The following is a 24,766-nucleotide window of genomic DNA, read 5'->3' on the forward strand; positions in this document are numbered from 1 at the left end:
AGCGGCGGCCCGGCCTTTGCTACCGGCCGCCGCTGCTTGATGGTTACCGGTTATGAAACTTTGCCGTACTCCCGGTTGGCGGCCACAAAGGCCTCCATATTCTCGAACTTGGTGTTCATGGGCGCGTCGCAGCCCGGCGTCAGCAGGAGGCCCTTGGGCCCCAGGTCCTGCACCAGGTTTTTGGTGTACTCGTATATATCGTCCGGCGTGCCTGCGGAAAACAGGGTGGGCGGCATGTCGCCCATGATAGCCGTGTGGTCTTCCAGGATTTCCTTGGCTTTGCGGATGTCGGTCATGCCGTCCAGGTTGAGGATGCACTTCTTTGGGGGAAGCTCCTTAAGCCTTTCCAGGTCGCGGGTCCAGTCCTGATCCCAGTGAAAAACCGGCGTGATCCCTTTTTCAATAAGCGCTTCAGCGACTCTACGGAAGTACGGCCATACAAACCGGTCCCATAGCTTGGGCGCCAGCATGGCGCTGGCCGTACGCCAGCCTCCCACCCATACGCCCATGACGCCTGTGGCCATGGAGGCCATGACGCCTTGTTCAATGAGCACCGGCACGAGCACTTCCATGGCTTCCTCGACCTTGTCCGGATTTCTGTAAAGGTCAAAAAAGAATTGGTTCATGGAGCGGGCGCCGCATAGAGGCTCAAAGGGAATGGTTGTGATACCGGATACGATGGGGTAGTATCCCGCTTCCTTGAACTTGGGCGCAATTTGCGTAATATTCTCCATCATCCAGGCGTTATGCTTGCCCATAAGCTCCATATCGCACACCTTGGGCAGCAGTTTTTCCACAAAGGCCGGAAAGCCGTTCTCAATGATGAAATCGTAATCCTCGGGTTTCATGACTTCCTTTTCCTGGACCTGCCAAAGGGCGTCCTTGTCCAGGTCGATGCCGGGTATCAGCACCTTGGAAAGCCAAAGGTTGGTCAGGTGCATGGGAAGCATGCCCGATTGCATGAAGTTAACGCCGTCCATGTCGCCCAGCTTTTTAATGGCTTCAATGGTCATGTCCACGCCCGCAGTCGCATCCAGGCAATATTCTTCCTGGGTCCGCCCCATGTATCTGGGGGCGAAAGCGCAGCCCATGAAAATGGAGGGAATCATGTCCACGGGTTCGTGGTTGATGGCCTTTTGGATTCTGGCTTTTCTTTCTTCATACAATTTTTCGTTTTCTTGACTCATGATAACCACCCCCGCGCCAATGTAACGGCCGCCTGGGCGTCTGCGCCCCAGTTGTCCGCGCCGGTGTATTTGCATACGGTTTCGTCAATAGGGCCGCCGCCGATCATGATCTTGACCTTGTCGCGCAGACCTGCTTTTTCAAAGGCTTCCACGGTTTCCTTGATGGAGTCGAAAGCCACGGTCAGCAAAGCGGACAGGCTGACCACCGTGGCGCCGGTTTCCTTGACTGCTTCTACAAATTTTTCGGCCGGTACGTCCACCCCTAGATCGGTCACGTCCATGTTGGCGGATTGGAGCATGCCCACGACCAAGTCCTTGCCGATGTCGTGGATGTCGTCTTTCACGGTTCCCACGATCACTTTTCCGGCTTTGGCGCTTTGTTCAGAAGCAAGATTCGGGCCGATCTCCTCGTTAATCTGCTTGAAAATTTCACCGGCCATCATGAGGTCGGAAATATAATAGGTTCCTTCTTCGAACTTCTTGCCCACGCCGATCATGCCTTCCTGGCAGGCGGCGAGAATGGCGTTGACGTCCACACCTTCCTCCAACTGCTTTTTCACCAAAGCCAGAACTTTCTCCTCTTCCAGCTCCGCCATCAATGCAGCGATATCGTTACTCATATTCAGTCTCCTTGTGAAGTCCGCCTTTCTTGCTCAAAAAAGGCGTGCAGCCGCCCTCGCGGCTTCAGTTGTCGTCCCCCATATACATTTCGTACCGAATTGTTTCCCCGGGCGGCACGATCCGAATATGGCTGCTTCCACCACCTTGGATCAACTCGTCGAACAGCGCGGTCGACCCAAATACTTCCTCATATTCCAACCCATGCTCCTTGGCCTTGGAGCGGGCGTAATCCTGGTATGATTGGGCATTGGCGGCGCCTTCCATTCCGATGTACGTCAAGCGGGTGTAATTTTTCAGAATGGCTTTCATAAGGCGATTCGCCGCCTTTTCCCCAAAGCGGCCGAGCATGTATTCGTATTCCGTAAACGGAGTGGAACCCACGTCCATCCAGCCTTTGCTCAGGAAAAAGGTGCCGGGCGCGGACTTCATGTGAGCCTTGTGCGCAGTTTTCGATCCCAGAAAAAGGCCGATGCAGTCGTCCACCAAAGGAAAGACCAGCCTGGACTTTTTCGATTTCAGGCCTTCCACAGCGCGAGAGCAGAGCCCGTACCCCAAAATCAGGGTTTCGTAGTTGTTTTCCTCCTCGTCGATGGCCTCCTGGATTGTGGTGCGCAGGCGATCCGGGTATACATGCAGGGAGGGGTCCAACTTCCTGACAGGCAGGTCCTCTCCTATTCTTGATTGAAGCTCGCTGGCTACGACTTCGCAGGCGATCAGGATTGATGGTGCGCGCATAAACACTTCTCCGTCCCCCCGCAATTAATTTCGACACAGGCGTCTTTTTGCGCCTCTTCAATGGACTCCATTACCAACTTCTCCACTTTTTCCGACGAAAGGCCCAAAACATGCGCGTTCAACGTTGCATGCACATGATCCAGCGCTTCGGCGAGGCCTCCCTCCACGGATGGGGCGTGCTTTGCGTCCACGGCGCTCACCCGCATCCAGGCGCCCTGGTCGTCTTGGGCGAAGGCTTTGAGGTGGCCGATTACGGCCCTATTTTCTTTGGAGCACTTGTCCGCCAAACTTTTTACAACGGAAAGAACTGCTGCTTCACAAACGGAAGCCGCGCCGCTGCTTGTGGGGCGCAGGTGCAGCTTCATGGCGAAAGGCTCCAGGTTTAATCCTTCCATGGAAAAATCCTTTCCAATATTTCCTGAGAGATTTCCTCCCGAACATTGATTGCAAAAACACTTTCCCCGGACAAATGACTCAGGGCGACCTCCCGGGCAAGATTCAGTTCCTCCTCCGAGGCGATGTCCGCTTTGGTGATGAGAATCATGTCCGCATGGGTGAGCGTGGAATCAATCAAAGGGCCGGCCACGGCCATGAGCATTTCCACCCGCAGGGAGTCGATGAGGCCCACTTTGGTCAGGCTTTCAAAGGGAACGCCCTGATAGTCCGCCAGGACGTTCATGAGGTTTTTGGGATCGGCTGCGCCGGAGGGCTCCAGCAGGACCACGTCCGACTGAAACTCCCGGTCGATTTTTTCCAGGGTTCCGATAACGTCTCCGGCCAGGGAGCAGCAGACGCATCCTCCCAGCATTTCCCACACATTGTGTCCAAGCTGTTTCATAATTTGGTTATCCACGCCGATTTCGCCCACTTCATTGACCAGAATGGCGGTTTGCTTGTTCAGGCTTTGGGCTTTCTCGGCCAGTTTCAGGAGGAGGGAGGTTTTTCCGGTCCCCAGAAATCCGATGATGATGACGAGTTTCATGGCGTCTCCTTGGGTGCGCGTTGTCACTATGTCACAATAAGCACTTATTATAATAAGTTGTCAATATAATTTTTACTATAAATTCTAACCCAGTCGGCCCAATAACGACTATTCCCAATAAATCAAATTTGTTGCCAAAATTTCCCCAACCGGCGTCTCTATCTCGCCTCCAAATCTTTTGATTTGATTTTATAGGATTAACCTATTATAATAATATCAATGGATGCGCCGAGGCCCCAGGGCCTCCTTGCTTTCCCATCCGCCAGGCGGCCGGCCCCCTATCGGCCTCGGAACGGCCGGCGCGTTTTTTTTTGGGTGAAGCTCCCCATGGCAAGCATAAGGGGCGTCTCAAGGCCTGCGCGCAGCAAGCCCAGGGGTGATGATTATCCCCCCTAAAATAATAAACTCTTGACCGGCGGAGAAAAATCAGAGCCAATAGGGAAAATCCGGACATAAAAGGCAGCCGAACAAATCCAGCAACCCTTACGACGCCTAAAACATGGACAAAGCACTTAAAATAGATCGAAAATCCTACCTGCCCGCTTACGCCCAGATTGTGGATATCATCCGAAAGCAAATCTCTTCGGGGGAGTATCCGCCGGGAAGCCGCCTTCCCTCGGAATCCCAGTTGTGCCGGCAGTTCCAGGTCAGCTCGGTGACGGTTCGCCGGGCCATAAGCGTCCTGGTGGAGCAGGGGGTTGTGGACACAACCCAGGGCAAGGGGTCTTTTATCAAGCCCCTGGAGCTGGGGAGCTTCTCTTTTGACCTCCGGGAGTTGCAGGAGGTTTTCGAAGACGAGGAAGACACCCAGGTCAAACTATTGAAGGCCAGAATAATAAAAGCGGATGCAGCGCTGGCCGACAAGCTGCCAGTGGAGGAGGGAGACCGCGCCATTCACATCTGCAGGCTGATTTCCAGCCATGGAGCCCCTCTGATTTATAATCACCAGTATTTGATATACGATCCCAGCAGGCCCATCGTGGAGTCGGAGCTGGACCTCACCTCCCTGGGCGGCCTTTTCGCAGGAACCGGCAAGACCAATTTAAAAAGGGGCGACCTGCGCCTTAAGCCAGCCTCCCTGAGCGAGGATGAAGCCCGGTATCTGCAGGAAAAACCGGGGACGCCCGCCTTTTGCCTGGAGCACACCTTTTTCGACTTGCAGGACAAGCAGATCAGTTGGGGCTGGTTCATCTTTTTGAATGAACGGTTGCATTTCGGCGCCAAGGTGGGAGTGTGACCCGATGACAGGAGTTGTTAATGGCTGGTGACGACGCGCTATTTCCCGATGCATCCTTTCTGATGCATCTCTTGATGGAATTAAGGGAAGAGGAATCCATCGCCCTGGTGGAGAAGCTCTTGAGCCAGGGGGTCGACCCGTTGATGATTGTGGAGTACTGCCAGTCGGCCATGCGGGACGTGGGCAGATATTATGAGGAGGGCCGCTATTATTTGTCCGGGCTCATGATGGCCGGAGAAATCCTTCGCCAGGTCATGGAAATGGTGCTGCCCATCCTTTCCAAGAACATTCAGGAAGAGGCTTCCGGACGGGTTTTGATCGGTACGGTGCAGGGAGACATTCACGACATAGGCAAGAATCTGGTGACCATGCTGTTTCGGTGCCACGGATTTGAAGTGCTGGACCTGGGCGTGGACGTTCCGCCCTCGGAATTTTTAATCAAAGCCAAAGAGTTCAAACCGGACATTGTCGCCATGTCCGCCCTGCTGACCACCGCCCACGACTCCATAAAGGCCGCCGTGGACCTCCTCGCCTCCCAACCCGTGGACCTGGCGCAGCCCATCGCCACTATCGTCGGCGGGGGATTTATGGACGAGCAGGTTTGCCGGTATGTGGGGGCGGATTTTTGGGCCAGGGACGCCGTGACAGGCATACGCATCTGCCAAAGGCGCCTGGAAGAGAAGAAATCCTCTACATAGCCCTGAGCCTTTGAAGCTAAAAACTAAAAAGCCCCGGAAGGCCGCGCCTTCCAGGGCTTTTTTGATTCAGGATTATTATTCGGAGGCGTCCTTGCTTCTCAAAGGACGCACCCGGACCATTAGATCGCCTTTGGCGACCTGCTGCCCTTCGGTCACGGCAACTTCAGACACCACGCCGGCGATGGCCGCGTCCAAAGAATTGAGCATTTTCATGGCTTCCAGGACCAAAAGCGTATCTCCCTCGGAAATCTTCTGATCCACTTCCAGGGAAATCTGGGCCACCACCCCGGTCATGGGGGCGCGCACCTCTCCCATTTCGGCCAGGGAGGCGATTTCCGCCTGGGTAAGCTCCTTCTGCGGCCCCGCCTGCCCCTGGGAGGCTTCCGGGTAATGATGGAAGGGCTCCAGATGATGGTCCACGTACAGGTAATTCAACTGGCTGCCGTCATGCAATTCCTGGGTGCTGGCAAAGGTGACGGAGTGGTGCTTGCCCGTGTGGTCGGCGAAGGTCACCACCTCTTCCGCATCGAACCCGCCCTGGCGCAGCCATACGGACGGAGGCAGCACATAGGTCTTGCCATATTCCTCCTCGAACTTGAGGAAGTTCACGGCATCCCTGGGATGCTGGAGATACAAGACCAGTTCCTCAATGTCCGCCGGGCGGCCCAAAGCCTTTTCCAGTTCAGCCTGTTCGGCCTCCAGGTCTACGGGCGGGCATTCCTCGATGCCGGAATCCCGCTCCACAATGGCTTTCCAATCCTTGCCGAAGGCGGCTTCGTATATTTCGTCCGCCGGCCTGTAGAATGGGAAGGGCCCGTAGCGCTCCAGAAGCAGGCGCTTCAAGTCCTCGGAGGCGTTAACATAGCGTTTGCCGGACAGCGTGTGCGTGACCGCCGTGGTCCAGAGGATCTGGGATCCCGGGGTGACGCTCCAGTAATTGCCCAGCTCCTTGTGGACCCGGGGCAGCTCCTTCATGAGGATTTCGTTCATGCGGTCCAGAAACCCGCCCTTGACCGCCTGCTCAAAGCTGGAGCCCATGGCGCCGCCGGGCAGTTTGTGGGTGTGGACCGTGGGGTCGAAGCCCTTGAACTGGGACTCGAACACGGCGTAAGCCGGACGCTCCTGTTTGAGCTTGTCCGAGGTTGCGATCACGGCGTCCCGATTAATTCCTTCGGCCTTGTATCCCATGTCCTCCAGCAGATCCAGGACCGTCAGCAGCGGAGGCGGGCCGAAGAAACCGGTCATGGCATGGTCGGCGGCGTCAATGATTTTCGCGCCGGCCTGAACGGCGGCCAGAATTCTGCCGATGTCGTTTCCGTCCGTATTATGGCCGTGGTAGTGGATGATCAGCTCCGGGTAGGCGTCCAGCAGCGCGGAAACCAGTTGGCCGATGCGCTGGGGGGTTCCCAGGCCCGAGTGGTTTTTCAGGGCCAGCAGAATATCCGGGCCGGTGACGTCCAGGATTTCGCCCACTTTCTTTACGTAAAATTCGTCCGTGTGCTCCGGGCCGGTGGAAAAGCACACCGTGGCCTCCAGGAACTTGCCCGCCCTCTGAACTTCCTCAAACACGGGAATCATGTTGGGGACGTGGTTCAAAAAGTCGAAGACCCGCCAGACTTCCACGTACTTGGCGAATTCCTTGACCGTGAGCCTGAGGACGTTTTCGGGATAGGGCCTGTACCCGAAGAGGTTGACGCCGCGGCACAGGGTCTGGAACATAGTGTTGGGCATGAGGCTGCGAAGAAGCTGCAGCCGCTCAAAGGGATTGATCTGCTTGCGGAGCATATCCACATGCACCGAGGCGCCGCCCGTGATTTCCAGGGAGAAATATCCGGCCGCCTCCCTTTCGGGAGCGACCAGGATGTCCGTATGCGCCAGGATGCGGTTTTTAAAGTCCGACTGGGACAAGTCCCTCGCCGTATTGGTGACAAAATAGGAATCGGAGCCGCGTATGGCTTTTAGAGCCTCTTTGACGTCCGAGCCCGGAGTGATGCGAATAGACATATCATCTCCTTTATATATGCTAAGGCCTGCTAAGCCTGTTATTCGGCGAAAATGTTCTTTCCGTGATAATGGATGGCGGAAAGCAGCTTGGCCACCTTGGCTTCCTGGGCCTCCTGGTCGCTGTAGTCGTACAGCTCGGGATGGCGCTCCAGGTATCCGGTGTCAAAGGCGCCGGAGGCGAACTCCGGCTCCAGCACCAGCTTGCGATAGAACGGGATGGTGGTCTTTGGGCCCACGATCCGGTAGTTCTTCAGAGCCCTGGACAGCCGGGAGACCGCCTCGTCCCAGCGGAAGCCGTACACCGTGAGCTTGACCAGCAGGGAGTCGTATTCCGTGGGGATGGTGTAGCCCTGATAGGCCATGCCGTCCAAACGAATGCCGGGGCCGCCGGGGGAGTTATACACGGCCACGTGCTTGCCGCTTTCCGGGGCGAAATCCTGCTTGGGGTCTTCGGCGTTGATCCGCATTTCAATGGCGAATCCGCGGCAGAAAACCTCGTCCTGGGTCACGTCCAGCTTTTTGCCCTCGGCCACGCGAATCATGCGGCGGACAATGTCAATTCCAGTGACCACTTCGGTCACGGTATGCTCCACCTGGAGGCGGGTGTTGATTTCCAAAAAATAAAAGCTGTCGTCCGAGTCCACCAGAAACTCCACGGTGCCTGCGTTGACGTAGCCCACGTGTTTGGCGTATTGGATGGCCGACTGGCAGATTTTTTCCTCCAGGGCCGGGTCCAGCAGGCTGGGGGCGATTTCCACCAGCTTTTGGTGCCTGCGCTGGATGGAGCAATTCCTGCCGCCCATATGGATGACGTTTCCATGCTGGTCGCCCAAAATCTGCACTTCAATGTGACGGGGATTGACGATTCCTTTTTCCAGATACAGGCGGCCGTCGCCGAAAGCGGAAATGGCTTCGTTCTTGGCGATTTCAATCTGGCTTAGCAGTTCCTTTTCCGAGTCCACCTTGCGGATGCCCCTGCCTCCGCCGCCGGCGACCGCCTTGAGCATGACGGGATATCCGTATTTTGCGCCGAATTCCACGGCGGCGCGCTTGCCGTCGCCGCCGGGGGGGAGGATGCCGCTGCCGGGAATGGTGGGCAGCCCCGCCTCTTCCGCCAGACGGCGCGATATGGTCTTGTCTCCCAAATCCTGAATGGTGGCTGCTGAAGGTCCTATGAAAACCAGCCCTGCTTCTTCGCAGGCGGCGGCGAACTGGGGGTTTTCCGCCAGGAACCCATAGCCGGGATGCACGGCCTGGGCGCCGCTCTTTCGCGCAGCCCAAATAATGCGGTCAATGTCCAAATAATCCTTGCGGGGGCCGGGGCCTATCCACACAGCCTCGTCGGCGATGCGGAGATGGCGGCTTTCTGCATCGGGGGATTCGTAGATCGCCACCGCCCGTTTCCCTTCTTCCTGAACGCCGCGGCACAACCGGATGGCAATCTCGCCGCGGTTTGCTACAAGCACTTTTTCAATGGGGGGAATTGTGTTCACGCGATTCTCCTTCTATTTGGATTTTCGGCCATAGCCACACTACAAAACCGGCCGAAGGAACCTTTGATTGTAGCACAGTATTACTCAATCAGCAAAAGCAAAATTTGTTCGGCCGTACAATCCCGTAATTCAGGCAGCCGGTCAGTCTGTGAAATGCTTCCCATTATCAATGTGAGATTTCTCGTATTTTTGCTGTGAAAGGCTTCATTTACATCTTATGCAAGCTCTTGTAGACATATACCGTGGCTCCCAGCGGCTACGCCATGACGACAGTCAAACAAACCGGCGCTGGGGAAGGAGGTAAGGACCATGAGAAGGCGCCCTTTATCAATCACAATCATCGCATGGACGCTCATCGTTATTGGATTAAACATTGCTTTTTTGACCTTGCTGGTTATGCCCACCACGCCCGGCCTCAAGGAATACACCCTGGCCAATCTGCCCCCTGAACTGTTTTACATCCTGGCCTTTGCATCGGCGGGAATCTCCCTTTTCTCCGGGATGTTCATGCTGGGCGGCGCCAATTGGACCCGGTACATGTGCCTGGCCTACGGCGCGGTTTTTCTTGCGTGGTCATTCGTCGCCCTTCCGGGCAACGGCCTGCTGATTCCGGAAATGGGAGTGTTCGCGATTATCTTATTCTTTTTATTCAAGCCCGGCGCCAGGGATTTTTTCGCGCCCAGGGGCATGACGGCCACACAGGATCACGGTATTTTTTAATTGAACCGCAAGCATTTATCACCCAGTTTATCCTTCCGAATTCACCCTGCAGGGTGCACGGACAAGTGCATCCTGTTTCCGCAAAACCGGATTGACATGCGGTAAACCCTCATCGTACTATACACCCTTCTAAGCCTTTTGAGGCGTTGCGTCATCGCAGGCCTCTTTTTATTGTTCTCATTGTACAGTTTTAACATTTCGGCGCTAAGGTCGTCCGGAAAGGTTTTCGCCGTGGATCTGATTTGGCAGTATAAAAGCGTTTTGTTTGCAATCATTATTGCAATAGCCTATTTCTTTTTCATCAGACCCCGGCTGAAAGCGGGCGTAAAAGCCAAGGAGCAAGAGGGGCCGACCTATGTCTGCGACCAATGCGGAGACATGGATTGCGATTGCCACCCCCTGGAAGAATCAGAGGATCCGGCAGCCGCTCGGGAAAGGCAACACGACCATACCAACGATTAACTTATTAAAATAATAATACATATGGAATGCCAAGGAGGATACGCCATGAGAATTTTAACCCGCTCGGATTTCGACGGCCTGGGATGCGCCGTTTTGCTGAAGGAAGTGGGTATGATGGACGACATCAAATTCGTCCACCCCAAAGACATCCAGGACGGACTGGTGCAAGTGACCTCGGACGACATCCTGGCGAACATTCCTTACGTCCCCGGATGCGGCATGTGGTTCGACCATCATTCCAGCGAAGAGGAAAGAAAGCTCCACGGAGAATTTGAAGGAAGCTGCGATCCAAACGCCCCCAGCGCAGCCCGGGTGATTTACGACTACTACGGGGGCAAGGAAAAATTCTCCGATCCTCATTTCGACGAATTGATTGCAGCCGTGGACAAAGCGGACTCGGCCGATTTCACCGCCGACGAAATTCTCAACCCCAGCGGTTGGGTGCTTCTTTCCTTTGTCATGGACCCGCGCACCGGCCTCGGCAGGTATCACGATTACCGCATCAGCAATTACGCCCTGATGCTGGACATGATCGATTATTGCCGGAGTAAAAGCATTGACGAAATTCTGGAAGTTCCCGACGTTCAGGAAAGGACCATGCGCTACTTCGAGCAGGACGCCCTGTTCCGGGGGATGATCGATCAAAAAGCGGTGGTTCGCGGCAACGTTATCGTCCTGGATCTCAGGGATCAGGAGGAAATTTATACGGGCAACCGTTTCCTCGTCTACAGCATGTTCCCGGATCAAAACATCTCCATCCAGGTGATTTGGGGCTTTCAGCGCCAGAACATCGTCATGACCTGCGGACATTCCATCATCAACCGGACGTCCAAGACCAACGTGGGCTCCCTCTGCCTGAAATACGGCGGCGGCGGCCACGAAAAAGTGGGGACCTGCCAGGTGCCCATAGAAAAAGCGGACGCGATTTTGGAAGAAATTATCGCCCAAATGAACCAGGACGGATAAAAACGCCCTTTGATAAGAACGAGATCAAGGAGGAAAACCGGCTGCGGTTTTCCTCCTTGTTATTGCAGGGGGCCTTGCATAACCCATAAAAAGCATTATTGTTTTTATATGTTTTAAACCCGGCGTTCCCCATGGAGGGGGCGTGAATCTCAAGGAGGAGTTCATGAAAACCATTTTAGAACTGATGCTGGCATTCACTCTGACGGCCATATCCATCGCGGCCGTGCCGTTCGCCATGGCCTACGCCATGATTCCGGAAAACAGCAAAACCGCCAAAAGGCTGCCCGCGCCCAAACGCTAAGAACTGTTTGTAACGCCGCGCCTCCCCGGATAGCGGCGGTCCGCATCCCACCCGCACCCGAAGCATTCCCCTGAGTGCAACCACTTGACTTCACTTAAAAAATAAAACGACCGCTCGCTCCTTGATTGTTACGATTGTTTGACCATTAGATGCACCTTCTCTATATGGCGGATGCATCACAGAAAAAAGTTAGTCTTTTAGCCAAAGAGACCCTCAAAGCCAGCCTATGGATACTCCTATAGCATACATAATTTTCTTCAGTCTATAAGTCGCACCCCTTGAACAAACGACACATAATAGCCTTTATATCCCTGCATTTTTTGCTTGACAAGCAGAAGACCACATAGTAATTTTTATCTATCATGTAAAAATTTAACCATATTCATCCACAATAGGCTTTTTTTAGGCTTTTACTGGGGAAAGTAACTGTGATGTTTTTTTCCCTTCGTCTAATGGTGAGAGCGGCAAAAACAGCCCCCAAAAAGTATGCTTTACCTCCCTTCTCGCGACGACTTTTGGGAGGTGCCCTAGTCATTATGGATTCAGCCAATATGGGAGAAGAAAGAAATGGCTAGATCTATTACCCCTACTTCTTCATACTCCGATGTTCTCATTCAACTGATTCCAGCGGAAATGGTAAGCGCCTATATTGCCATCCAGGAAATGGCGATAGACTGCCCCAGACATAAAGACGTTGTCTTGCTTGGATCGGCGCTGATCTTGCTTATAGCTTTACCATTTTATCTATTTAAAATTCAGGGGGTTGTATCAAAAAGACAGATAGTTGTGACGATGGTTTCATTTGTAATCTGGGTTTTTAGCGTTGGAGGAAGATTTATTGATCCCATTTCGACAGACCCAATATGGAGAGCCGCAGCCTTAATCCTTTGGACAACTTTTGCACCTATGTTTTATGTTCAAACAGGACAAGACGCAAATGACTAAATCCATTACAAGCTGTAGGGCTACGAAAAAATGCTTTAATTGTTTCGTTTTCTTATTCATTTTATTAACATGGATTTTCCCAACATGTGGTTTTTCAAAAGAAATGGACCCTCCAAGATACGGAAAAAACGCGTTTTATTCGTTTCCTGTGGGCACAGTTGCTTTTCTTCCAGGCATAATAGACGAGGCTGATGCTAAAGAATTTATTCAGTTCTGTATATTGCCTGAGTCGGGTGCATACCAACTGCAGAAGCAAGTTGAATACTGGTTTGTCGTGAATCACCATCTTCCTCGTGAAACAGGTACATTTTCCTACATCGGCGTTTCAGCGCTTTCCTTTTTGGATAGAAATGTAAAAAAATTAGATCAGCCTGTTTCTATGTTCAGAAATGCCGGTTGGTCCCGTTTAGACGACGCTAACTTTTCAAACAATAACGAGAGACGAGTTGGATCTGAAATTTCACCAAGAGATTTTTTTGCGTTCCATAAAGAAACAAAAAATCTCTTCGATCAAGATCGACAATTAGGACACCCATGGCATGGAAATTTCACCAAAACGCATAGTTCATTCTCAGAGAGAACGTATTGGGACTTAGGCTCAATTTTATATGGGGATTTATCAACCTACGGTTTTGATAATGAAATATTCCAAAATGCATGTACGCGTGTTGATGGAAAACTCCTCCGATTTCAATTTACATCAAAGAAAAATTCAAATAACCCTCTCATATTTAGGTTGAACGGAACAAACAGAACTGGCTCATATTTAAAACTGTTTTCACCTGATCATTATAATGACTTTTACAGGACGTTCTCCTTAACCTATACAGAAGATTAGTCTTTGAAGGGTTGAAATTTGTTTCTGGATACATCCTTAGTACACGACTAACTTCATTTCCGATTGAAATTTCAGAGGGAGCGATGTAGCGATGAGTACAGTATTCTTTATGGTTATGGGCTTCACATTTTCGATAGTCTGTGGGCATGCTGTCGTTTCTAAATTCAGTGATTGGTTTGCACATGAAATTGAGAAAGAGTGTAGAGGTTGGGAGATAGATGTCAATATTTGTCAACAATCTATTTTTAGAGTAAACATATTAGCTGCCACTGTTGGACATGTCGAAAGAATATTTTTTACCGTGGCAACAATCATTTCGCCAGCTTCTGGTCCTGCCGTCATGGTTGGATGGCTTGCCTTAAAAATGGCCACCAATTGGCATCCTTATTCGTCATCTTCAACAAAATGCAAAGAAGAGTCGCAAGTCTTAAGAGCAAAGGCAATGGGGGCAGTTTCAAGCGGCTTACTGTCTATGTTGTTCGCCCTGTTTGGAGGCTTGCTGTGTCGTCTTGGCCTTTGAATGAGCAATAATGGATTCTCGCCCCCCCCTGACTAATCGATTAACCTTGCACCATTATGAAATCGCACATAATTTCTGCGCTATAGTGACAAACTAACATAGTTTATCAATCCATAATCAGCCCGCAATATGGCTTTAGGGGACATCCTAAAATCGGTTTATGCGTTTTGTTCATCACTTTCAAAAAATTCTGGCTGTTTTTTAAACTTCCCGTAATCATACTTGTGGACTCTTGAGGACATCCGTCAAAAACTCGAAAGACTGATAGGGACGATGGGAAAAGGGAGTAATTTGACTGCTTGGGCAAGCCCCCTGAGAGGGGCCTGTAAAATAAAATTTTGGTTTTCGGCCGCACGCATGGAAGCGGTTTTATTCCCGATCCCTGTAGGGAAGGTGCGGAGAAGGATGAGGCGGAGGTATGCATTCCCACATGCACCATGGGAGCGAGTCCGAAAAGCATGAACCATGGGAAACATGAACAGCAAAAAACATAAACCACGGAACACACGGAAGACACGGAAGGGTCGTTTTCAGTGTTTTCCGTGTCTTCCGTGGTTAACATTGTTGTTTTAAAGGCCAGGGACGCTGGATTCCCGATAGGGACATTCGGGAATGACGATCCCCCCAATCTGACCTTCCCCCGCCAGCGGGGAATGGACGTAGGGGCAGGGTTTTCCTGCCCAAGGGGTGGTAGATCCAACCCCTACGCGGGCGCAGCAAGCGGAGGCCCTGCGAACAATCGGGCGTGGCAAGCACCGTCTAATACGGCCAGGAAAATGGGCATGCCAAAGGCGGCGCCCCTACAAGACGCAGCAAGCGACTCCCTTACAAGATTTAGGACCTTTGGGAATGAATGCGAAAGAATAAGGACGCCGCTTTGCGGCGGATTTGTGGGCAGGTGCGGCCAGCCGCACTGACGTTGGGTTTCGCAGGCTCGAGCCAATCAACGCCGTTGTTTCGGCAAATGCTTTTTTCTTGCCATTTTCAACTTCGTTTGCTAACAAACGTTCCATGGAAGAGGAATATCGCCCCCCCAAATATTTTTTAGCCTTGCTGACCTTTCAGGCCGCCCGAAACCTGATCTCCTACTACAATCGCGAGTTGGAGCCCATGGGGCTGACCGGCGCCCAGGCCAACGCCTTGGGCATCCTTTTCCGAAAAAAAAACCTGAGCTTGGGCGAATTCGCCGCCCGTGCGGGAATCGGCAAGGCCGCCGCGGTTTCCATGATCCATCGTTTGACGGAAACGGAGTTCGTCACCGCCGTGCCCGACCCCAATGACGCCCGGAAGAACATCATCAACGTCACGGACAAAGCCATCAAGGTGATCGCCCCCGCCATGGAAATCGTCCGCCACCTGGAAAGCACGGTGGAAGAGGCCCTGGGCGAGGACGTCTTGAAAACCCTGGTGGAAGCCCTTAAAGTAATCCGCAATCTGGAATTTTAAATTATTTGGATTGGAGATATATCCGGCCATGATTGAATCCATAACGGAAAGTCCTTTATACAAAATTGTTAATCCGAAAAGCATTGCCTTTTTAGGCGCATCCAACAGTTTCGGGGCCATGGGCGCCAATTGCTTCGACTCCATCATCAAAAGGGGATTTGAAGGGGATCTGTATCCGGTCCATCCCCGGGACGAGGTGGTCCAGGGGTACAAGGCTTATAAAACCGTGGAGGAATTGCCCTGCGCGCCGGACCTGGCCATCATGGTCATTCCAACGCGGGTGGTTTTGGAAGCCATGGAGGCTTGCGGAAAAAAAGGGATCAAAAACGTCATCTGCGTAACCGCCGGATTCAAGGAGGTGGGCGGGGAAGGCCCTGAGCGGGAAAAGGAGCTGGTGCGGATCGCCGAAAAATACGGAATCCGTTTTATCGGACCCAATTGCATCGGCGTTACCAACGCCAGCGCCAAGCTGAACACCACCTTTTTGGCGGACAACAGCAAGCCCGGATGTATCGGCCTGGCTTCCCAAAGCGGCAGCTTCGTCACGCAGATGTTCAACTACCTGGATCGCATGGATCAGGGATTTTCCACGGCGTTTTCCGTGGGAAACGGCGCCAATATCGACCTGGTGGACTGCCTGGAATATTTGGGCGCCAGCCCGGATACGAAAGTGATCGCCCTATATGTGGAGGGAATTGCCCGCGGCCGGGAGTTTATGGAAACGGCCAAAGCCATCGTCCCCCACAAACCTATTGTGGCTATTTACGTAGGAGGCAGCGAGACCGGCAAACGCGCCACCTTCTCCCACACCGGAACCATGGCTGGCCCCGACGCCCTGTACGACGGCATGTTCCGCCAATGCGGCATCATCAGGGCCTCGTCCATTGTGGAGTTGTTCGACTTTGCCTGGGCCTTGGGCTGCCTGCCCATGCCCAAAGGAAAAAACACGGCCATCCAGACCAATTCAGGCGGCCCGGGAGCCACGGCCGCGGATTGCTGCGGACGCGCGGGTTTGACTTTGCCCTCCCTTTCTCCCGAGACTCTGGAAAAGCTGAAAGACCTGCTGCCGGGCACGGCCAGCGCCAACAATCCCATTGATATCACCTTTGCCAGAAACCCCAGGGATTTCTGGCACGCCATCCCCAAAGCGCTCCTGGAAGACCCCAATATTGATATGCTCCTCACCTATTACCTCACGCCCCTCCAGGCAATTAAGAGGCCTTTGATCAGTTCGGGCGTGGAAGAAGCGGAAGCGGAGAAAATGGCCGTGGAATTTCTGAAATCCTTTGCCCAGGATACGGGAAATCTTTTGGGAGAATACGGAAAGCCCATGGTGGGCTTCACCTTCCGGGGCCTGGAGGAGCCTTTTCCATCCATGCTGCGCAAACAGGGGTGCCCCATCTTCTCCTCGCCGGAACGGGCGGCGGCGGTTCTATCCGCCATGGTGCAATATGTGGAGTTCAAGGCCAGGCTGGAAGCCTGAAGGGCCAAATTCAGGATCTAATTAAGAACTCTTTCCATTAATAGGGTACTTAGCTTATTTTTTTAGAGAATTGGCTTGCAAATTCAATTTTATGCAAAATTGTATTATATAAATAAATTTTGTTTTGGCGCTTGTTCAGCATGTTGAAAGCCTCCCGCCTCCATTGAAAAGTATGAGGCTGCGTTCATATTCCTCTTCAGAAAATCAAGGCCTGAAAAAAGCCATACCTCCCCCTTTGCGGGGATAAAGAAGCACTCGGATAACGGTATATGCACAAGGTCGATGGGCCTGGTTTTGTTGGGTTTCGTCGGCTCCACCCCCCACGTCTCGATTGGAATCTTGTCGGCTTACTGAATTTAGGGGGGGGACTTTAGGCAGGCGCGCCGGGGGGATTTCCTTGGCCCCAAAAAGGGCAAGCCCTGCCTGGAGGAGAGAGTCAGGCAGGGCTTGTTCACTATCGGGGAGGCTTTCGCCTCCCCAGGGGGTCGCACTGGTTTATAGATTACATGTGAGAGGCTTTCTGGAAATCGGGGTAAGCGGTTCCGCCGTGTTCGCCGTAGTCCAGGCCTTCCATTTCCTCTTCGGGGGTGACGCGGAGGCCGATGGTCATGGAGATGATTTTGAACATGATGAAGCCGCAGCCGAAGGCCCATACGAAGGCGGCCAGGATGCCGACCAACTGAACGCCGACCACGCTGGCGCTGAATCCGCCCATGTCGAAGATGCCGGCGGCCAGGGTTCCCCAGGCGCCGCAGACGCCGTGCACGGACACTGCGCCGACCGGGTCGTCCACTTTGATTTTGTCGAAGAAGACGACGGAGAAGACGACCAGGATGCCGGCGACGATGCCGATGATCATGGAGCTTCCGGGAGTTACGTTAGCGCAGCCGGCGGTGATGCCGACCAGGCCGGCCAGGGCGCCGTTGAGGGACATGCCGATGTCGGGTTTGCCGAACATGATCCAAGCGGTGATCATGGCGGCGATGCAGCCCATTGCAGCAGCCAAGTTCGTGTTCACAAAGATCATGGCGATGGAAGTGTCAGCCGTGGTGGTGGAGCCGGGGTTGAAACCGAACCATCCGAGCCACAGGATGAAGACGCCGAGAGCTGCCAGAGGCATGTTGTGGCCGGGGATGGCGCGGGCTTTTCCGTCTTTATCGAATTTGCCCAAACGGGGGCCGACTACGATGGCGCCAGCCAGAGCCACCCAGCCGCCGATGGAGTGGACGACCGTGGAGCCGGCGAAGTCAATGAAGCCCATGCCTTCCAGCCAGCCGGAGCCGTTCAGCAGGCTTCCCCAGGCCCAGGAGCCGAAGATGGGGTAAATGAGGGCGCTCAATACGGCGCTGTATGCCAGGTAGCCGATGAACTTGGTGCGTTCGGCCATGGCCCCGGAAACGATGGTGGCGGCGGTGGCGGCGAACACGACCTGGAACATCCAGAAGGCCAATATCCAGGGATCGCCGTCAACAGGGTTCCAATCGGACAGGAAGAAGCCTGTGGTTCCGAACCAGCCGGTGCTGCTGGCGCCGAACATCAGGCCAAAGCCGATGGCCCAGAAAAAGAAGGTTCCCATGGAGAAGTCCATGAGGTTTTTCATCATAATGTTAATCGCGTTTTTGGCGCGGGTGAAACCGGTTTCAACCATGGCGAAGCCGGCCTGCATAAAAAAGACCAGCGCGGCGGCCACCAGGGTCCACAAAAAGTTGGCGTGCGTCTGCACCAGTGCAATGGCGTCTGCATTGGTTGCAACGGTGGGAACGGCGTCGTCGGCCATGGCGTAAGAGGCGGCTATCCCGAAGATGAGTGTGTAAATGGCTTTTTTCATTTTTTTCTCCTTATAGTGTAAAGTCTTTGCTGCTCAAGTACTCAGGATCAGATAGCCTCTGTTCCCGTTTCGCCTGTACGGATGCGAAGCACCTGCTCAACAGGCATGACGAATATTTTTCCGTCGCCGATTTCACCGGTTTTGGTTGTTTCCAAGATAGTCTGGATGCACTGCTCCACCATTTCGGCCTGGATGACGACTTCCACCTTGACCTTGGGTACAAAGTCCACCGCGTATTCCGCGCCTCTATATATTTCGGAATGGCCCTTTTGCCTGCCGAACCCCTTCACCTCAGTGATGGTCATGCCTTTGACTCCCATATCCGAGAGTCCTTTTTTGAGTTCGTCCAGTCTGAATGGTTTGATGATGGCTTCAATTTTTTTCATTTCCCAACTCCTTTCGTGAGTGTGTGTGCCGCCTTCTGTAATGGCAAGGCTTGTGCCAGGAGCTGAAAAAAATTTTATTTGGAGCTTAAGATATTGGTTTTGAAGGAGAAAAAATTTTCAGGAGGAGTAAAAAGCAAGGAGAAAAAATAAATATTTACTACAAATTTGTACTTCATCTAACTATGTAATACATTTTTGTAAAATTATTGCGAAACAGGTCGGTTCCTGTAATCAGTTTCTGAAATACCGCAAAATCCCGCAGGGCGGCGTCCGGACCACGCCGCCCAAAACAAACAATTTATCATTTCTTTTCCAGCACTTCCCAGATCCAGCTCATGGCCGCCATCATCTGGGAGAAGCCCACGCTGGTCAATGCCAGCAAAGCCGCCTGGGAGACTTCCTCGGCCGTGGCGCCTTCCTTGAGGGCCTTGCGGGTCTGGGACATGACTCCGCCCCGGGATCCGGTCCCGATGGCAACGCCTAACTTGACCAAATGCCGTGTCTTGGGGTCCATGGGGCCTGACGCCAGGCACTCGGCGGCCAGTTTTTCGTGGAGTTGGGAAATTTCCGGATATTTTTCGGAAAAGGACTTGAAGAGTTCGGGAAGATACATGTCAACCTCCTTGCGGCGGCCCTGAAAACAGGCCTGAAAAGGGATGCGAATAAGAAAATTACCAAAACGTCAAAACCCGGCAAGCGCCCGGTTAGGCAAGCTCCCGGACCTTGGCGATGTTCGCAACCTCCCCCATGACCACCAGGGTTGTGCCCTGGGCCAACTCCATGGCTGCGTGCGGATTGAACTCGATATCAAAGGCGCCCAGCTTGCGCGCGCCCAAAACCAGCAGCCCGTATTTTTCCTTAAGGCCTGCGCTCCGGATGGTTTTCCCCACCAGAGGAGAGTGCTCCGAGATGGTGATCTCATGGATGCGCAGGGTCCGGTCGCCGGTGCGAAGCATTTTATCCAAAAAGCTCACGGCCGCCGGCCGGATCATTTCGGAGGCCATACGCATGCCGCCGATGAAATTGGGAGAGACCACGCTGTTGGCGCCGGCCTTTCTTAGTTTGGGTTCTATGCTGGAATCCACCATCCGGCTGATGATGCGAATGCGCGGGTTAAGCATGCGCGCCGTCATGGTGACGTAAAGGTTGTCTTTGTTGTTGGGCAGGGCGATGACGATGCCCAGGGCGCGTTCTATGCCCGCCAGCAGCAGGTTGTTGTCGTCCGTGGCGTCGCCCTGGATGAACAGGATGTCCTCCACCGTGCTTTGGCACTGGTTGATTTTCCCCTCGTCCATTTCAATGACCACCACCTTTTCGTTGTTTTTGGATAGCTCCGCCAGCACGTGGCGGCCGGTCTGCCCTCCCCCGCACACGATGTAATGGCTGTCCAGTTTAGCGATCCGCTTTTCCATGCTTTTTCTCCTGAGAATCCCGGAAAACTCCCCTTCCACAATCACGGCGGTGAGCGTACTGATGCCGTACATGATGATCCCCAACCCAAAGGTGATGAGGAAGATGGTGAACACTTCCGCGTAAGGGTTTCCCGTTACCGGCAGAACTTCCCCGTATCCCACGCTGGTCAGGGAAATAACGGTCATGTACACGCAATCCAGGAATGCAGGCTCTCCTTCAAATAAAATATAGTATCCCAGGCTTCCTCCCAGGACGATGAGGAAAATTATGAACACCACATATTGAAGTCGCTGCTGTATGCCCATTGACCGATTTCTCTTGTGTTTTGAACGGTTTTTTTCATTGTATCTCAAGAAAAGGAAAATGCAAGCAAAAGCGGCGCCGCCCATCGGGCCTGGGCCGGGCGCCGCCGACCTTGACAAGAGTCCGGCATGGAATTACCCTGAAGAATATGGATTTTACGCTCGTTTCCAGGAGGTCGAGCATTTTATGACGCATATTATTCAGGAATCTTTGGCAGGCCAGTTTCTTATCGCCATGCCTGCGTTAAATGACCCCAACTTCGCCCTGTCCGTCACCTATATCTGCGTTCATAACCAGGATGGGGCCTTTGGTTTGGTGATTAACCAATCTTTCGACTCTGTAACCGGCAAGACCCTGTTCGACCAAATGGACATGCCCGCCGTAAAAGCGGCCGAAAATCAGACGGTGCACATAGGCGGCCCCGTTCACCAGGGGTATGTGTTCGTGCTCCACGGGCGCCCCATGGAATGGAAGGCCAGCCTTCAGATTTCAGACACGGTGGCCATGAGCAATTCCACGGACATTCTTCAGGCCATCGCGTCGGGAGTCGGGCCTGATCCCTGCATGATATTCCTGGGCTGTGCGGGCTGGGCGCCGGGACAGTTGGAAGCCGAACTGGCGGAAAACTCCTGGCTCACCTGCCCCGGCAACGACGACCTGCTTTTCCGCACGCCTTTGGAGGAGCGCTGGGAAAAGGCCGCCCAAAGCATTGGGGTGGACCTCAACTTGCTCAGCGGAGTCGCCGGCCACGCATAGGCGCGGAAAATCAGCTCTCGTCTTTGAACTTCTCCGTATAGGCGGTCTTGATGACCGCCGTTACGGAGGAGGCTCGGGGAAACTGCTCCCGGTTGATGACCAGGTCGAACTCCTCCATGGTCATTTCCTTTTTCCGGAACATCTTCTTGAAAAAGCCCTGCTGCTCCCGATCAAAACGTTCCAGAGCCCCGACAGCATCCTCGGTCACAAGCTCCCTTTCCATGATCTGGGCAATCCTGCGGGACCGGTACTCCCGGGATCCCACAAGACGCACCGCCAGGGTGCGGTTCCTGGGCAGCAGCAGATAAGCGCCGCGCCCCAGAAAAATGTTCGGCCCCAAACCGGCGATGGCGGCTACCGCCCTCAGCAGCTCCCTGGAATAGTCTCCTGAAATAAAAGACTTTTCCCCAAACAGCCAGGACGAAAGCTCCATAGACAGCCCCGGGCGACGCTCATCAAAGATTTGGACTGTCTTTTCAGTCAGTTGCTTTGACTCGCAAATGATATCCAGGATCATTTTGTCCACCACAGGCAACCCCAGGTCCTGTGACAGAAGATCGGCGACCTCCAAGGCGCCCACCCCCACCTGGCGAGAAAGGCAGATATTGGGGGGAATCTGGTACTCCTGGGGCGGCCCCTTGTACAACTGCCTGGATTCCCACTCCTTAAAATACTGGTCCACCAACATCATGCGGCCGGGCCTGTTTTTTCCATACTGGGCCGGGTCGTAATCCACGCCGCCATTTTGAAATATGCTCATGATCGCCTCCTTTGCCTGATGGGACGCTTCAAGCACATGGGCATGAAGCAGCAAAACCGCATCCGCCAAATCCTCCTGGACTCGGCGTCCGGGTATTGGGCATTTTATCGGTCTATCCTCAGCGCAGGAAACACTAAACCAATAAAAAATTATGCAACGGATGTGCCAATCTATAAGGCGATGGAAATGTATTGGGAGGCGATTTTGGCGAAAAAAAACCAGGAATGTGGCGGCGCCGTAGTCCCGCGCTTGGGTTGGAGGAGTGAAGGATTCCGGCGCCGCTGGACCCATGCATGGCCAGCAGGGTCCCACATCCAGGCAATGTGGAGCCAGAAGAGGGGTGGCTTATACCACATTGTGGTATAATTATTACCATGATGCAGCTCCGTGTCAATCCTTTTTCCAGGTTTTTTCTGTGCGCCCGGAGTAAAGAATCCACGCAATATATTGAATTTAAGCCTTAATTGCCCAGCCGTTAAAAATTGCACCCGCCGAAAAGAAACATCGCGGCCTGATCGCTCTCAATCTCCTCATCGATTGTATAGGGAGCAACCCCGGGCAGACGGGCGCTGGAGCGCGCGTCCACCCGAATGTACATCAAGGAGCCTTTGAAGGCGCAGTACCACTGGGGGGTGATGTTGTACCGGACCTCCAGGCGGCCCGCGTAGGTGGTTCCGTCCCAGTCGGAGTCCACGGAGGTAAACTTGTCCCTCAACAGGTGGCTGTCGTCGTCCGTGGCGTGGGTGAACCAGGTGGCCCGGCCTTCCAGGCTGATAAACCAGGAGTCGCCGTAGACGGCCTCGCCGCCGGCCATGAGATAGGGAATGTCAAAGGTCAGGTCGTAAACCAGGACCGGCCCCCGAATGACATCATGGGGAATGGAGGGGAGCTGGGGATAAAACTGGTCCAGGTCGTACACGTCGTATTCAAAGGACTGATACATGTAGCCCAGGCCTGCGAACAGGCGATAGACGTTGCCGGGTTGAGGGCCCGTGACGGTTCCCTGGCCGTGGACGGCCTCCAGGAAGCGATACCGGGTGTTTATATCGAGAATCCAGGCTTCGCAATCCATCTTGCTGGTGGAATAGATGTCTTTGGTGTCATTGCCGCCGAACCCGCCGAAAATCCAGTCCGAATCCTTCATGTCGCTGCCGGGATCGGTAAAGTTCCGTTGCAGGGAGGCGGACAGGCCCCATTTCGGGGTTATGTTCAGATTGCCGTCCAGGGAGAAGAACCCCATGTCAATGGGGAACTCCAAACGGCTGATGGGAAAGTCGAGATACTCGTTCTGGCCGTCGCTGCTGATTACGGATCCGCCGATTTCGTATTGATTTTTACCGGCGACATAGCCCGCCCCCAGGGAGGCGTCCACATCGAGCCGAGCCGCCAGGGCCGGCAAAGCCAAAAGGAATACGCACAAAAAACATAAAGCGCCGCGGGCGATAGTTTTCATGGAACCCCCTTCATTTTTCTCGGATATGGGTATGAAAATGCTGCACATTGTCTTGTTATGAAGCATAATCATACCCCAATCCGTCCGGGTGTTCAATAAACTTTGTAAACTTTGTAAACTACTCCCGGTTTTCCTTGGCGATGGTGCGAACCAGATCCCGCCCTGTTGCAAACGGCGTGGATCTTTCCAGACGCTGCAGCTTGAGGGCGCCGGTAGGGCATCCCAAAGCGCAGACGCCGCAGCCGATGCACTCATCGGGATTGACCACGGCTCTTTCGGTTTCCTCGTCCACGGTCAGGGCGTTGAAAAAACACCGTTCCGTGCAGGTTCCGCATCCCACGCAATCTTCGCCCGCTACAGGATAAAAATTAGAAGGCGACATGGCGTCCGGGTTGTCCCAGCGGGTCCGGCCCCGGATCTGAGAACAGCAGCATTCGCAGCACAGACAGATGACCGAACTGTCGGTGATGGTGTTGTCCGTGGCGCCCACCAGCCCCAGCTCGTTCATTTCGTCAAAATAGTCCAGGGCTTGTTGCCGGGTGACCCGTTTCCCCAGGCCCAGGCTTTCAAAATGCAGGGCGGTGGGGCCCATCATGATGCAGGCGGCCACGGGAAAATGGTCCTTGCATTCCCTGATTCCCATTTTTTCCGTTCTGGTGCGGCACGGGCAGGGCACCAGGGCCATCTCCTCGGGCGCATGGTTCAGGATGAAATCGTGCGCCTCCTCGGCTTCCAGCACTTTTTGTCCTTCGTCAATAACCTTGTCCACGGGAATGGTCCGGAATATTGGCGTGCCTTTGATGGACCCCTCATAATATTTGTAAAAACCGTCTTTGACAAAAAAGTCCTGGTACAGTTCAGCGGCTTTTAAATCATCGGGTTTGATTTCCGGGTAGAATACATGTTTGTTCAACAAAAGCGGCGCCGGCGGCAGGGCGTAGAAATTGCCCATAGCCAAAAGGCCGTTTTTTTTGTTCACGCCGTTCAGAACCGCCTCCACATACTCCACGCTTTTTCCCGAGGCCTCGGCAATCTCCTGGGAGGGCGAAAACTGCACCGGCCGCAGCATATGCTGCATGATTTCCGCCTCTTCCGGGGAGTATAACAACTCAAGATATTTCATAAATGCAGGATGGGGATTTCCCTCTGCATCCGCGGGCGCGGTAGTGAATGCCTGGTTCAGCCTTTCCCAAAGATTTTCATATGCATTTTTTTCCATACTTAACCTC

At 53.6% G+C, this 24,766-nt stretch carries 26 protein-coding genes; 12 read left to right on the plus strand and 14 right to left on the minus strand.

What is annotated here, in order from left to right; all coding sequences use genetic code 11:
• Positions 1 to 50: 50 nt before the first annotated feature.
• From G491_RS0108765 to G491_RS0108785, 5 genes are all read right to left on the minus strand, one after another.
• Complete coding sequence (locus G491_RS0108765) at positions 51 to 1,187, minus strand: uroporphyrinogen decarboxylase family protein (RefSeq protein WP_028314330.1); 1,137 nt, start codon at positions 1,185 to 1,187, stop codon at positions 51 to 53.
• Positions 1,184 to 1,807: a cobalamin B12-binding domain-containing protein gene (locus tag G491_RS0108770; protein ID WP_028314331.1), complete on the minus strand. Its 624-nt coding sequence runs from the start codon at positions 1,805 to 1,807 to the stop codon at positions 1,184 to 1,186. Before G491_RS0108770 ends, G491_RS0108765 begins: the two co-directional genes overlap by 4 nt.
• A gap of 64 nt (positions 1,808 to 1,871) precedes the next feature.
• Positions 1,872 to 2,543 (minus strand): DUF1638 domain-containing protein, encoded by a 672-nt coding sequence (locus G491_RS30035; protein ID WP_051327135.1) that lies wholly within the window; start codon positions 2,541 to 2,543, stop codon positions 1,872 to 1,874.
• Positions 2,522 to 2,938, minus strand: a complete 417-nt coding sequence (locus tag G491_RS0108780) for a hypothetical protein (protein ID WP_028314332.1) — start codon at positions 2,936 to 2,938, stop codon at positions 2,522 to 2,524. Before G491_RS0108780 ends, G491_RS30035 begins: the two co-directional genes overlap by 22 nt.
• Positions 2,926 to 3,525, minus strand: coding sequence for a GTP-binding protein (locus tag G491_RS0108785; RefSeq protein WP_035218279.1), 600 nt, complete (start codon positions 3,523 to 3,525; stop codon positions 2,926 to 2,928). Before G491_RS0108785 ends, G491_RS0108780 begins: the two co-directional genes overlap by 13 nt.
• A 499-nt stretch (positions 3,526 to 4,024) precedes the next feature.
• Here G491_RS0108785 and G491_RS0108790 point away from each other — a divergent pair, with 499 nt between their 5' ends.
• Positions 4,025 to 4,762 (plus strand): GntR family transcriptional regulator, encoded by a 738-nt coding sequence (locus tag G491_RS0108790; RefSeq protein WP_028314334.1) that lies wholly within the window; start codon positions 4,025 to 4,027, stop codon positions 4,760 to 4,762.
• A gap of 20 nt (positions 4,763 to 4,782) precedes the next feature.
• Positions 4,783 to 5,460: a cobalamin B12-binding domain-containing protein gene (locus tag G491_RS0108795; protein ID WP_051327136.1), complete on the plus strand. Its 678-nt coding sequence runs from the start codon at positions 4,783 to 4,785 to the stop codon at positions 5,458 to 5,460.
• A 75-nt stretch (positions 5,461 to 5,535) separates the two neighbouring features.
• Here G491_RS0108795 and G491_RS0108800 read toward each other — a convergent pair whose 3' ends face one another.
• Both G491_RS0108800 and G491_RS0108805 read right to left on the minus strand, forming a co-directional pair.
• Positions 5,536 to 7,464, minus strand: a complete 1,929-nt coding sequence (locus G491_RS0108800) for a biotin/lipoyl-containing protein (protein ID WP_028314336.1) — start codon at positions 7,462 to 7,464, stop codon at positions 5,536 to 5,538.
• A 38-nt stretch (positions 7,465 to 7,502) separates the two neighbouring features.
• Positions 7,503 to 8,957 (minus strand): acetyl-CoA carboxylase biotin carboxylase subunit, encoded by a 1,455-nt coding sequence (locus G491_RS0108805; protein ID WP_028314337.1) that lies wholly within the window; start codon positions 8,955 to 8,957, stop codon positions 7,503 to 7,505.
• A gap of 309 nt (positions 8,958 to 9,266) precedes the next feature.
• Between G491_RS0108805 and G491_RS0108810 the strand changes: the two genes are divergently transcribed.
• From G491_RS0108810 to G491_RS0108840, 9 genes are all read left to right on the plus strand, one after another.
• Positions 9,267 to 9,677, plus strand: coding sequence for a hypothetical protein (locus tag G491_RS0108810; protein ID WP_028314338.1), 411 nt, complete (start codon positions 9,267 to 9,269; stop codon positions 9,675 to 9,677).
• A 231-nt stretch (positions 9,678 to 9,908) separates the two neighbouring features.
• Complete coding sequence (locus tag G491_RS0108815; protein WP_136360642.1) at positions 9,909 to 10,139, plus strand: preprotein translocase subunit YajC; 231 nt, start codon at positions 9,909 to 9,911, stop codon at positions 10,137 to 10,139.
• Positions 10,140 to 10,184: 45 nt separating this feature from the next.
• Positions 10,185 to 11,105, plus strand: coding sequence for a DHH family phosphoesterase (locus G491_RS0108820; RefSeq protein ID WP_028314340.1), 921 nt, complete (start codon positions 10,185 to 10,187; stop codon positions 11,103 to 11,105).
• Positions 11,106 to 11,268: 163 nt separating this feature from the next.
• Positions 11,269 to 11,406 (plus strand): hypothetical protein, encoded by a 138-nt coding sequence (locus G491_RS35380; protein ID WP_157468128.1) that lies wholly within the window; start codon positions 11,269 to 11,271, stop codon positions 11,404 to 11,406.
• A gap of 567 nt (positions 11,407 to 11,973) precedes the next feature.
• On the plus strand, positions 11,974 to 12,351 hold the full coding sequence (locus tag G491_RS0108830; protein ID WP_028314341.1) for a hypothetical protein: 378 nt from the start codon (positions 11,974 to 11,976) through the stop codon (positions 12,349 to 12,351).
• Complete coding sequence (locus G491_RS35385) at positions 12,344 to 13,189, plus strand: hypothetical protein (RefSeq protein ID WP_157468131.1); 846 nt, start codon at positions 12,344 to 12,346, stop codon at positions 13,187 to 13,189. Before G491_RS0108830 ends, G491_RS35385 begins: the two co-directional genes overlap by 8 nt.
• 91 nt (positions 13,190 to 13,280) lie before the next feature.
• On the plus strand, positions 13,281 to 13,709 hold the full coding sequence (locus tag G491_RS35390) for a hypothetical protein (protein WP_157468134.1): 429 nt from the start codon (positions 13,281 to 13,283) through the stop codon (positions 13,707 to 13,709).
• A 1,011-nt stretch (positions 13,710 to 14,720) separates the two neighbouring features.
• Positions 14,721 to 15,155 carry a MarR family winged helix-turn-helix transcriptional regulator gene (locus G491_RS33605; RefSeq protein WP_051327137.1) on the plus strand — a complete coding sequence of 145 codons (435 nt, stop codon included), beginning with the start codon at positions 14,721 to 14,723 and terminating at the stop codon, positions 15,153 to 15,155.
• 28 nt (positions 15,156 to 15,183) lie between these two features.
• Positions 15,184 to 16,638, plus strand: a complete 1,455-nt coding sequence (locus G491_RS0108840) for an acetate--CoA ligase family protein (RefSeq protein ID WP_028314342.1) — start codon at positions 15,184 to 15,186, stop codon at positions 16,636 to 16,638.
• A gap of 502 nt (positions 16,639 to 17,140) precedes the next feature.
• Here the strand turns inward: G491_RS0108840 and G491_RS0108850 are convergent.
• The 4 genes from G491_RS0108850 to G491_RS0108865 all read right to left on the minus strand — a co-directional run bounded on the left by G491_RS0108850 (position 17,141) and on the right by G491_RS0108865 (position 20,570).
• The gene (locus G491_RS0108850; protein ID WP_015947783.1) at positions 17,141 to 18,466 is read right to left on the minus strand and encodes an ammonium transporter; all 1,326 of its coding nucleotides are present in this window, start codon (positions 18,464 to 18,466) and stop codon (positions 17,141 to 17,143) included.
• A gap of 47 nt (positions 18,467 to 18,513) precedes the next feature.
• A complete protein-coding gene (locus G491_RS0108855) occupies positions 18,514 to 18,852 on the minus strand; it encodes a P-II family nitrogen regulator (protein ID WP_015947784.1) in 339 nt (112 codons plus the stop codon).
• 301 nt (positions 18,853 to 19,153) lie between these two features.
• Positions 19,154 to 19,465 (minus strand): carboxymuconolactone decarboxylase family protein, encoded by a 312-nt coding sequence (locus G491_RS0108860; protein WP_015947785.1) that lies wholly within the window; start codon positions 19,463 to 19,465, stop codon positions 19,154 to 19,156.
• A gap of 91 nt (positions 19,466 to 19,556) precedes the next feature.
• Entirely contained in the window at positions 19,557 to 20,570 is a 1,014-nt protein-coding gene (locus G491_RS0108865; RefSeq protein ID WP_015947786.1) for a potassium channel family protein, read from the minus strand.
• Between the two features lie 184 nt (positions 20,571 to 20,754).
• Here G491_RS0108865 and G491_RS0108870 point away from each other — a divergent pair, with 184 nt between their 5' ends.
• Positions 20,755 to 21,324 (plus strand): YqgE/AlgH family protein, encoded by a 570-nt coding sequence (locus G491_RS0108870; RefSeq protein ID WP_015947787.1) that lies wholly within the window; start codon positions 20,755 to 20,757, stop codon positions 21,322 to 21,324.
• A 10-nt stretch (positions 21,325 to 21,334) separates the two neighbouring features.
• On the opposite strand, the gene G491_RS30045 is transcribed toward G491_RS0108870, so the two are convergent.
• From G491_RS30045 to G491_RS33610, 3 genes are all read right to left on the minus strand, one after another.
• Positions 21,335 to 22,084 (minus strand): cytidylate kinase-like family protein, encoded by a 750-nt coding sequence (locus G491_RS30045; protein ID WP_051327138.1) that lies wholly within the window; start codon positions 22,082 to 22,084, stop codon positions 21,335 to 21,337.
• A gap of 475 nt (positions 22,085 to 22,559) precedes the next feature.
• Positions 22,560 to 23,537: an omptin family outer membrane protease gene (locus tag G491_RS0108885; protein WP_169829410.1), complete on the minus strand. Its 978-nt coding sequence runs from the start codon at positions 23,535 to 23,537 to the stop codon at positions 22,560 to 22,562.
• Positions 23,538 to 23,655: 118 nt separating this feature from the next.
• Positions 23,656 to 24,756: a 4Fe-4S binding protein gene (locus G491_RS33610; RefSeq protein WP_028314345.1), complete on the minus strand. Its 1,101-nt coding sequence runs from the start codon at positions 24,754 to 24,756 to the stop codon at positions 23,656 to 23,658.
• Positions 24,757 to 24,766 lie beyond the last annotated feature (10 nt).

Source organism: Desulfatibacillum aliphaticivorans DSM 15576, from assembly GCF_000429905.1.
Taxonomy (GTDB): Bacteria; Desulfobacterota; Desulfobacteria; order Desulfobacterales; family Desulfatibacillaceae; genus Desulfatibacillum; species Desulfatibacillum aliphaticivorans.

Excerpts from the sequence above, each read along its gene's own strand:
- G491_RS0108770 (WP_028314331.1), bottom strand. The coding sequence starts at position 1,807 with ATGAGTAACGATATCGCTGCATTGATGGCGGAGCTGGAAGAGGAGAAA.
- G491_RS35385 (WP_157468131.1), top strand. The coding sequence starts at position 12,344 with ATGACTAAATCCATTACAAGCTGTAGGGCTACGAAAAAATGCTTTAAT.
- G491_RS33610 (WP_028314345.1), bottom strand. The coding sequence starts at position 24,756 with ATGGAAAAAAATGCATATGAAAATCTTTGGGAAAGGCTGAACCAGGCA.
- G491_RS0108830 (WP_028314341.1), top strand. The coding sequence starts at position 11,974 with ATGGCTAGATCTATTACCCCTACTTCTTCATACTCCGATGTTCTCATT.
- G491_RS30035 (WP_051327135.1), bottom strand. The coding sequence starts at position 2,543 with ATGCGCGCACCATCAATCCTGATCGCCTGCGAAGTCGTAGCCAGCGAG.
- G491_RS0108790 (WP_028314334.1), top strand. The coding sequence starts at position 4,025 with ATGGACAAAGCACTTAAAATAGATCGAAAATCCTACCTGCCCGCTTAC.
- G491_RS0108865 (WP_015947786.1), bottom strand. The coding sequence starts at position 20,570 with ATGGGCATACAGCAGCGACTTCAATATGTGGTGTTCATAATTTTCCTC.
- G491_RS0108765 (WP_028314330.1), bottom strand. The coding sequence starts at position 1,187 with ATGAGTCAAGAAAACGAAAAATTGTATGAAGAAAGAAAAGCCAGAATC.
- G491_RS0108885 (WP_169829410.1), bottom strand. The coding sequence starts at position 23,537 with ATGAAAACTATCGCCCGCGGCGCTTTATGTTTTTTGTGCGTATTCCTT.
- G491_RS0108820 (WP_028314340.1), top strand. The coding sequence starts at position 10,185 with ATGAGAATTTTAACCCGCTCGGATTTCGACGGCCTGGGATGCGCCGTT.
- G491_RS35390 (WP_157468134.1), top strand. The coding sequence starts at position 13,281 with ATGAGTACAGTATTCTTTATGGTTATGGGCTTCACATTTTCGATAGTC.
- G491_RS33605 (WP_051327137.1), top strand. The coding sequence starts at position 14,721 with ATGGAAGAGGAATATCGCCCCCCCAAATATTTTTTAGCCTTGCTGACC.
- G491_RS0108860 (WP_015947785.1), bottom strand. The coding sequence starts at position 19,465 with ATGTATCTTCCCGAACTCTTCAAGTCCTTTTCCGAAAAATATCCGGAA.
- G491_RS0108870 (WP_015947787.1), top strand. The coding sequence starts at position 20,755 with ATGACGCATATTATTCAGGAATCTTTGGCAGGCCAGTTTCTTATCGCC.
- G491_RS0108780 (WP_028314332.1), bottom strand. The coding sequence starts at position 2,938 with ATGGAAGGATTAAACCTGGAGCCTTTCGCCATGAAGCTGCACCTGCGC.
- G491_RS0108810 (WP_028314338.1), top strand. The coding sequence starts at position 9,267 with ATGAGAAGGCGCCCTTTATCAATCACAATCATCGCATGGACGCTCATC.
- G491_RS0108840 (WP_028314342.1), top strand. The coding sequence starts at position 15,184 with ATGATTGAATCCATAACGGAAAGTCCTTTATACAAAATTGTTAATCCG.
- G491_RS30045 (WP_051327138.1), bottom strand. The coding sequence starts at position 22,084 with ATGAGCATATTTCAAAATGGCGGCGTGGATTACGACCCGGCCCAGTAT.
- G491_RS0108795 (WP_051327136.1), top strand. The coding sequence starts at position 4,783 with ATGGCTGGTGACGACGCGCTATTTCCCGATGCATCCTTTCTGATGCAT.
- G491_RS0108800 (WP_028314336.1), bottom strand. The coding sequence starts at position 7,464 with ATGTCTATTCGCATCACTCCGGGCTCGGACGTCAAAGAGGCTCTAAAA.
- G491_RS0108785 (WP_035218279.1), bottom strand. The coding sequence starts at position 3,525 with ATGAAACTCGTCATCATCATCGGATTTCTGGGGACCGGAAAAACCTCC.
- G491_RS35380 (WP_157468128.1), top strand. The coding sequence starts at position 11,269 with ATGAAAACCATTTTAGAACTGATGCTGGCATTCACTCTGACGGCCATA.
- G491_RS0108850 (WP_015947783.1), bottom strand. The coding sequence starts at position 18,466 with ATGAAAAAAGCCATTTACACACTCATCTTCGGGATAGCCGCCTCTTAC.
- G491_RS0108855 (WP_015947784.1), bottom strand. The coding sequence starts at position 18,852 with ATGAAAAAAATTGAAGCCATCATCAAACCATTCAGACTGGACGAACTC.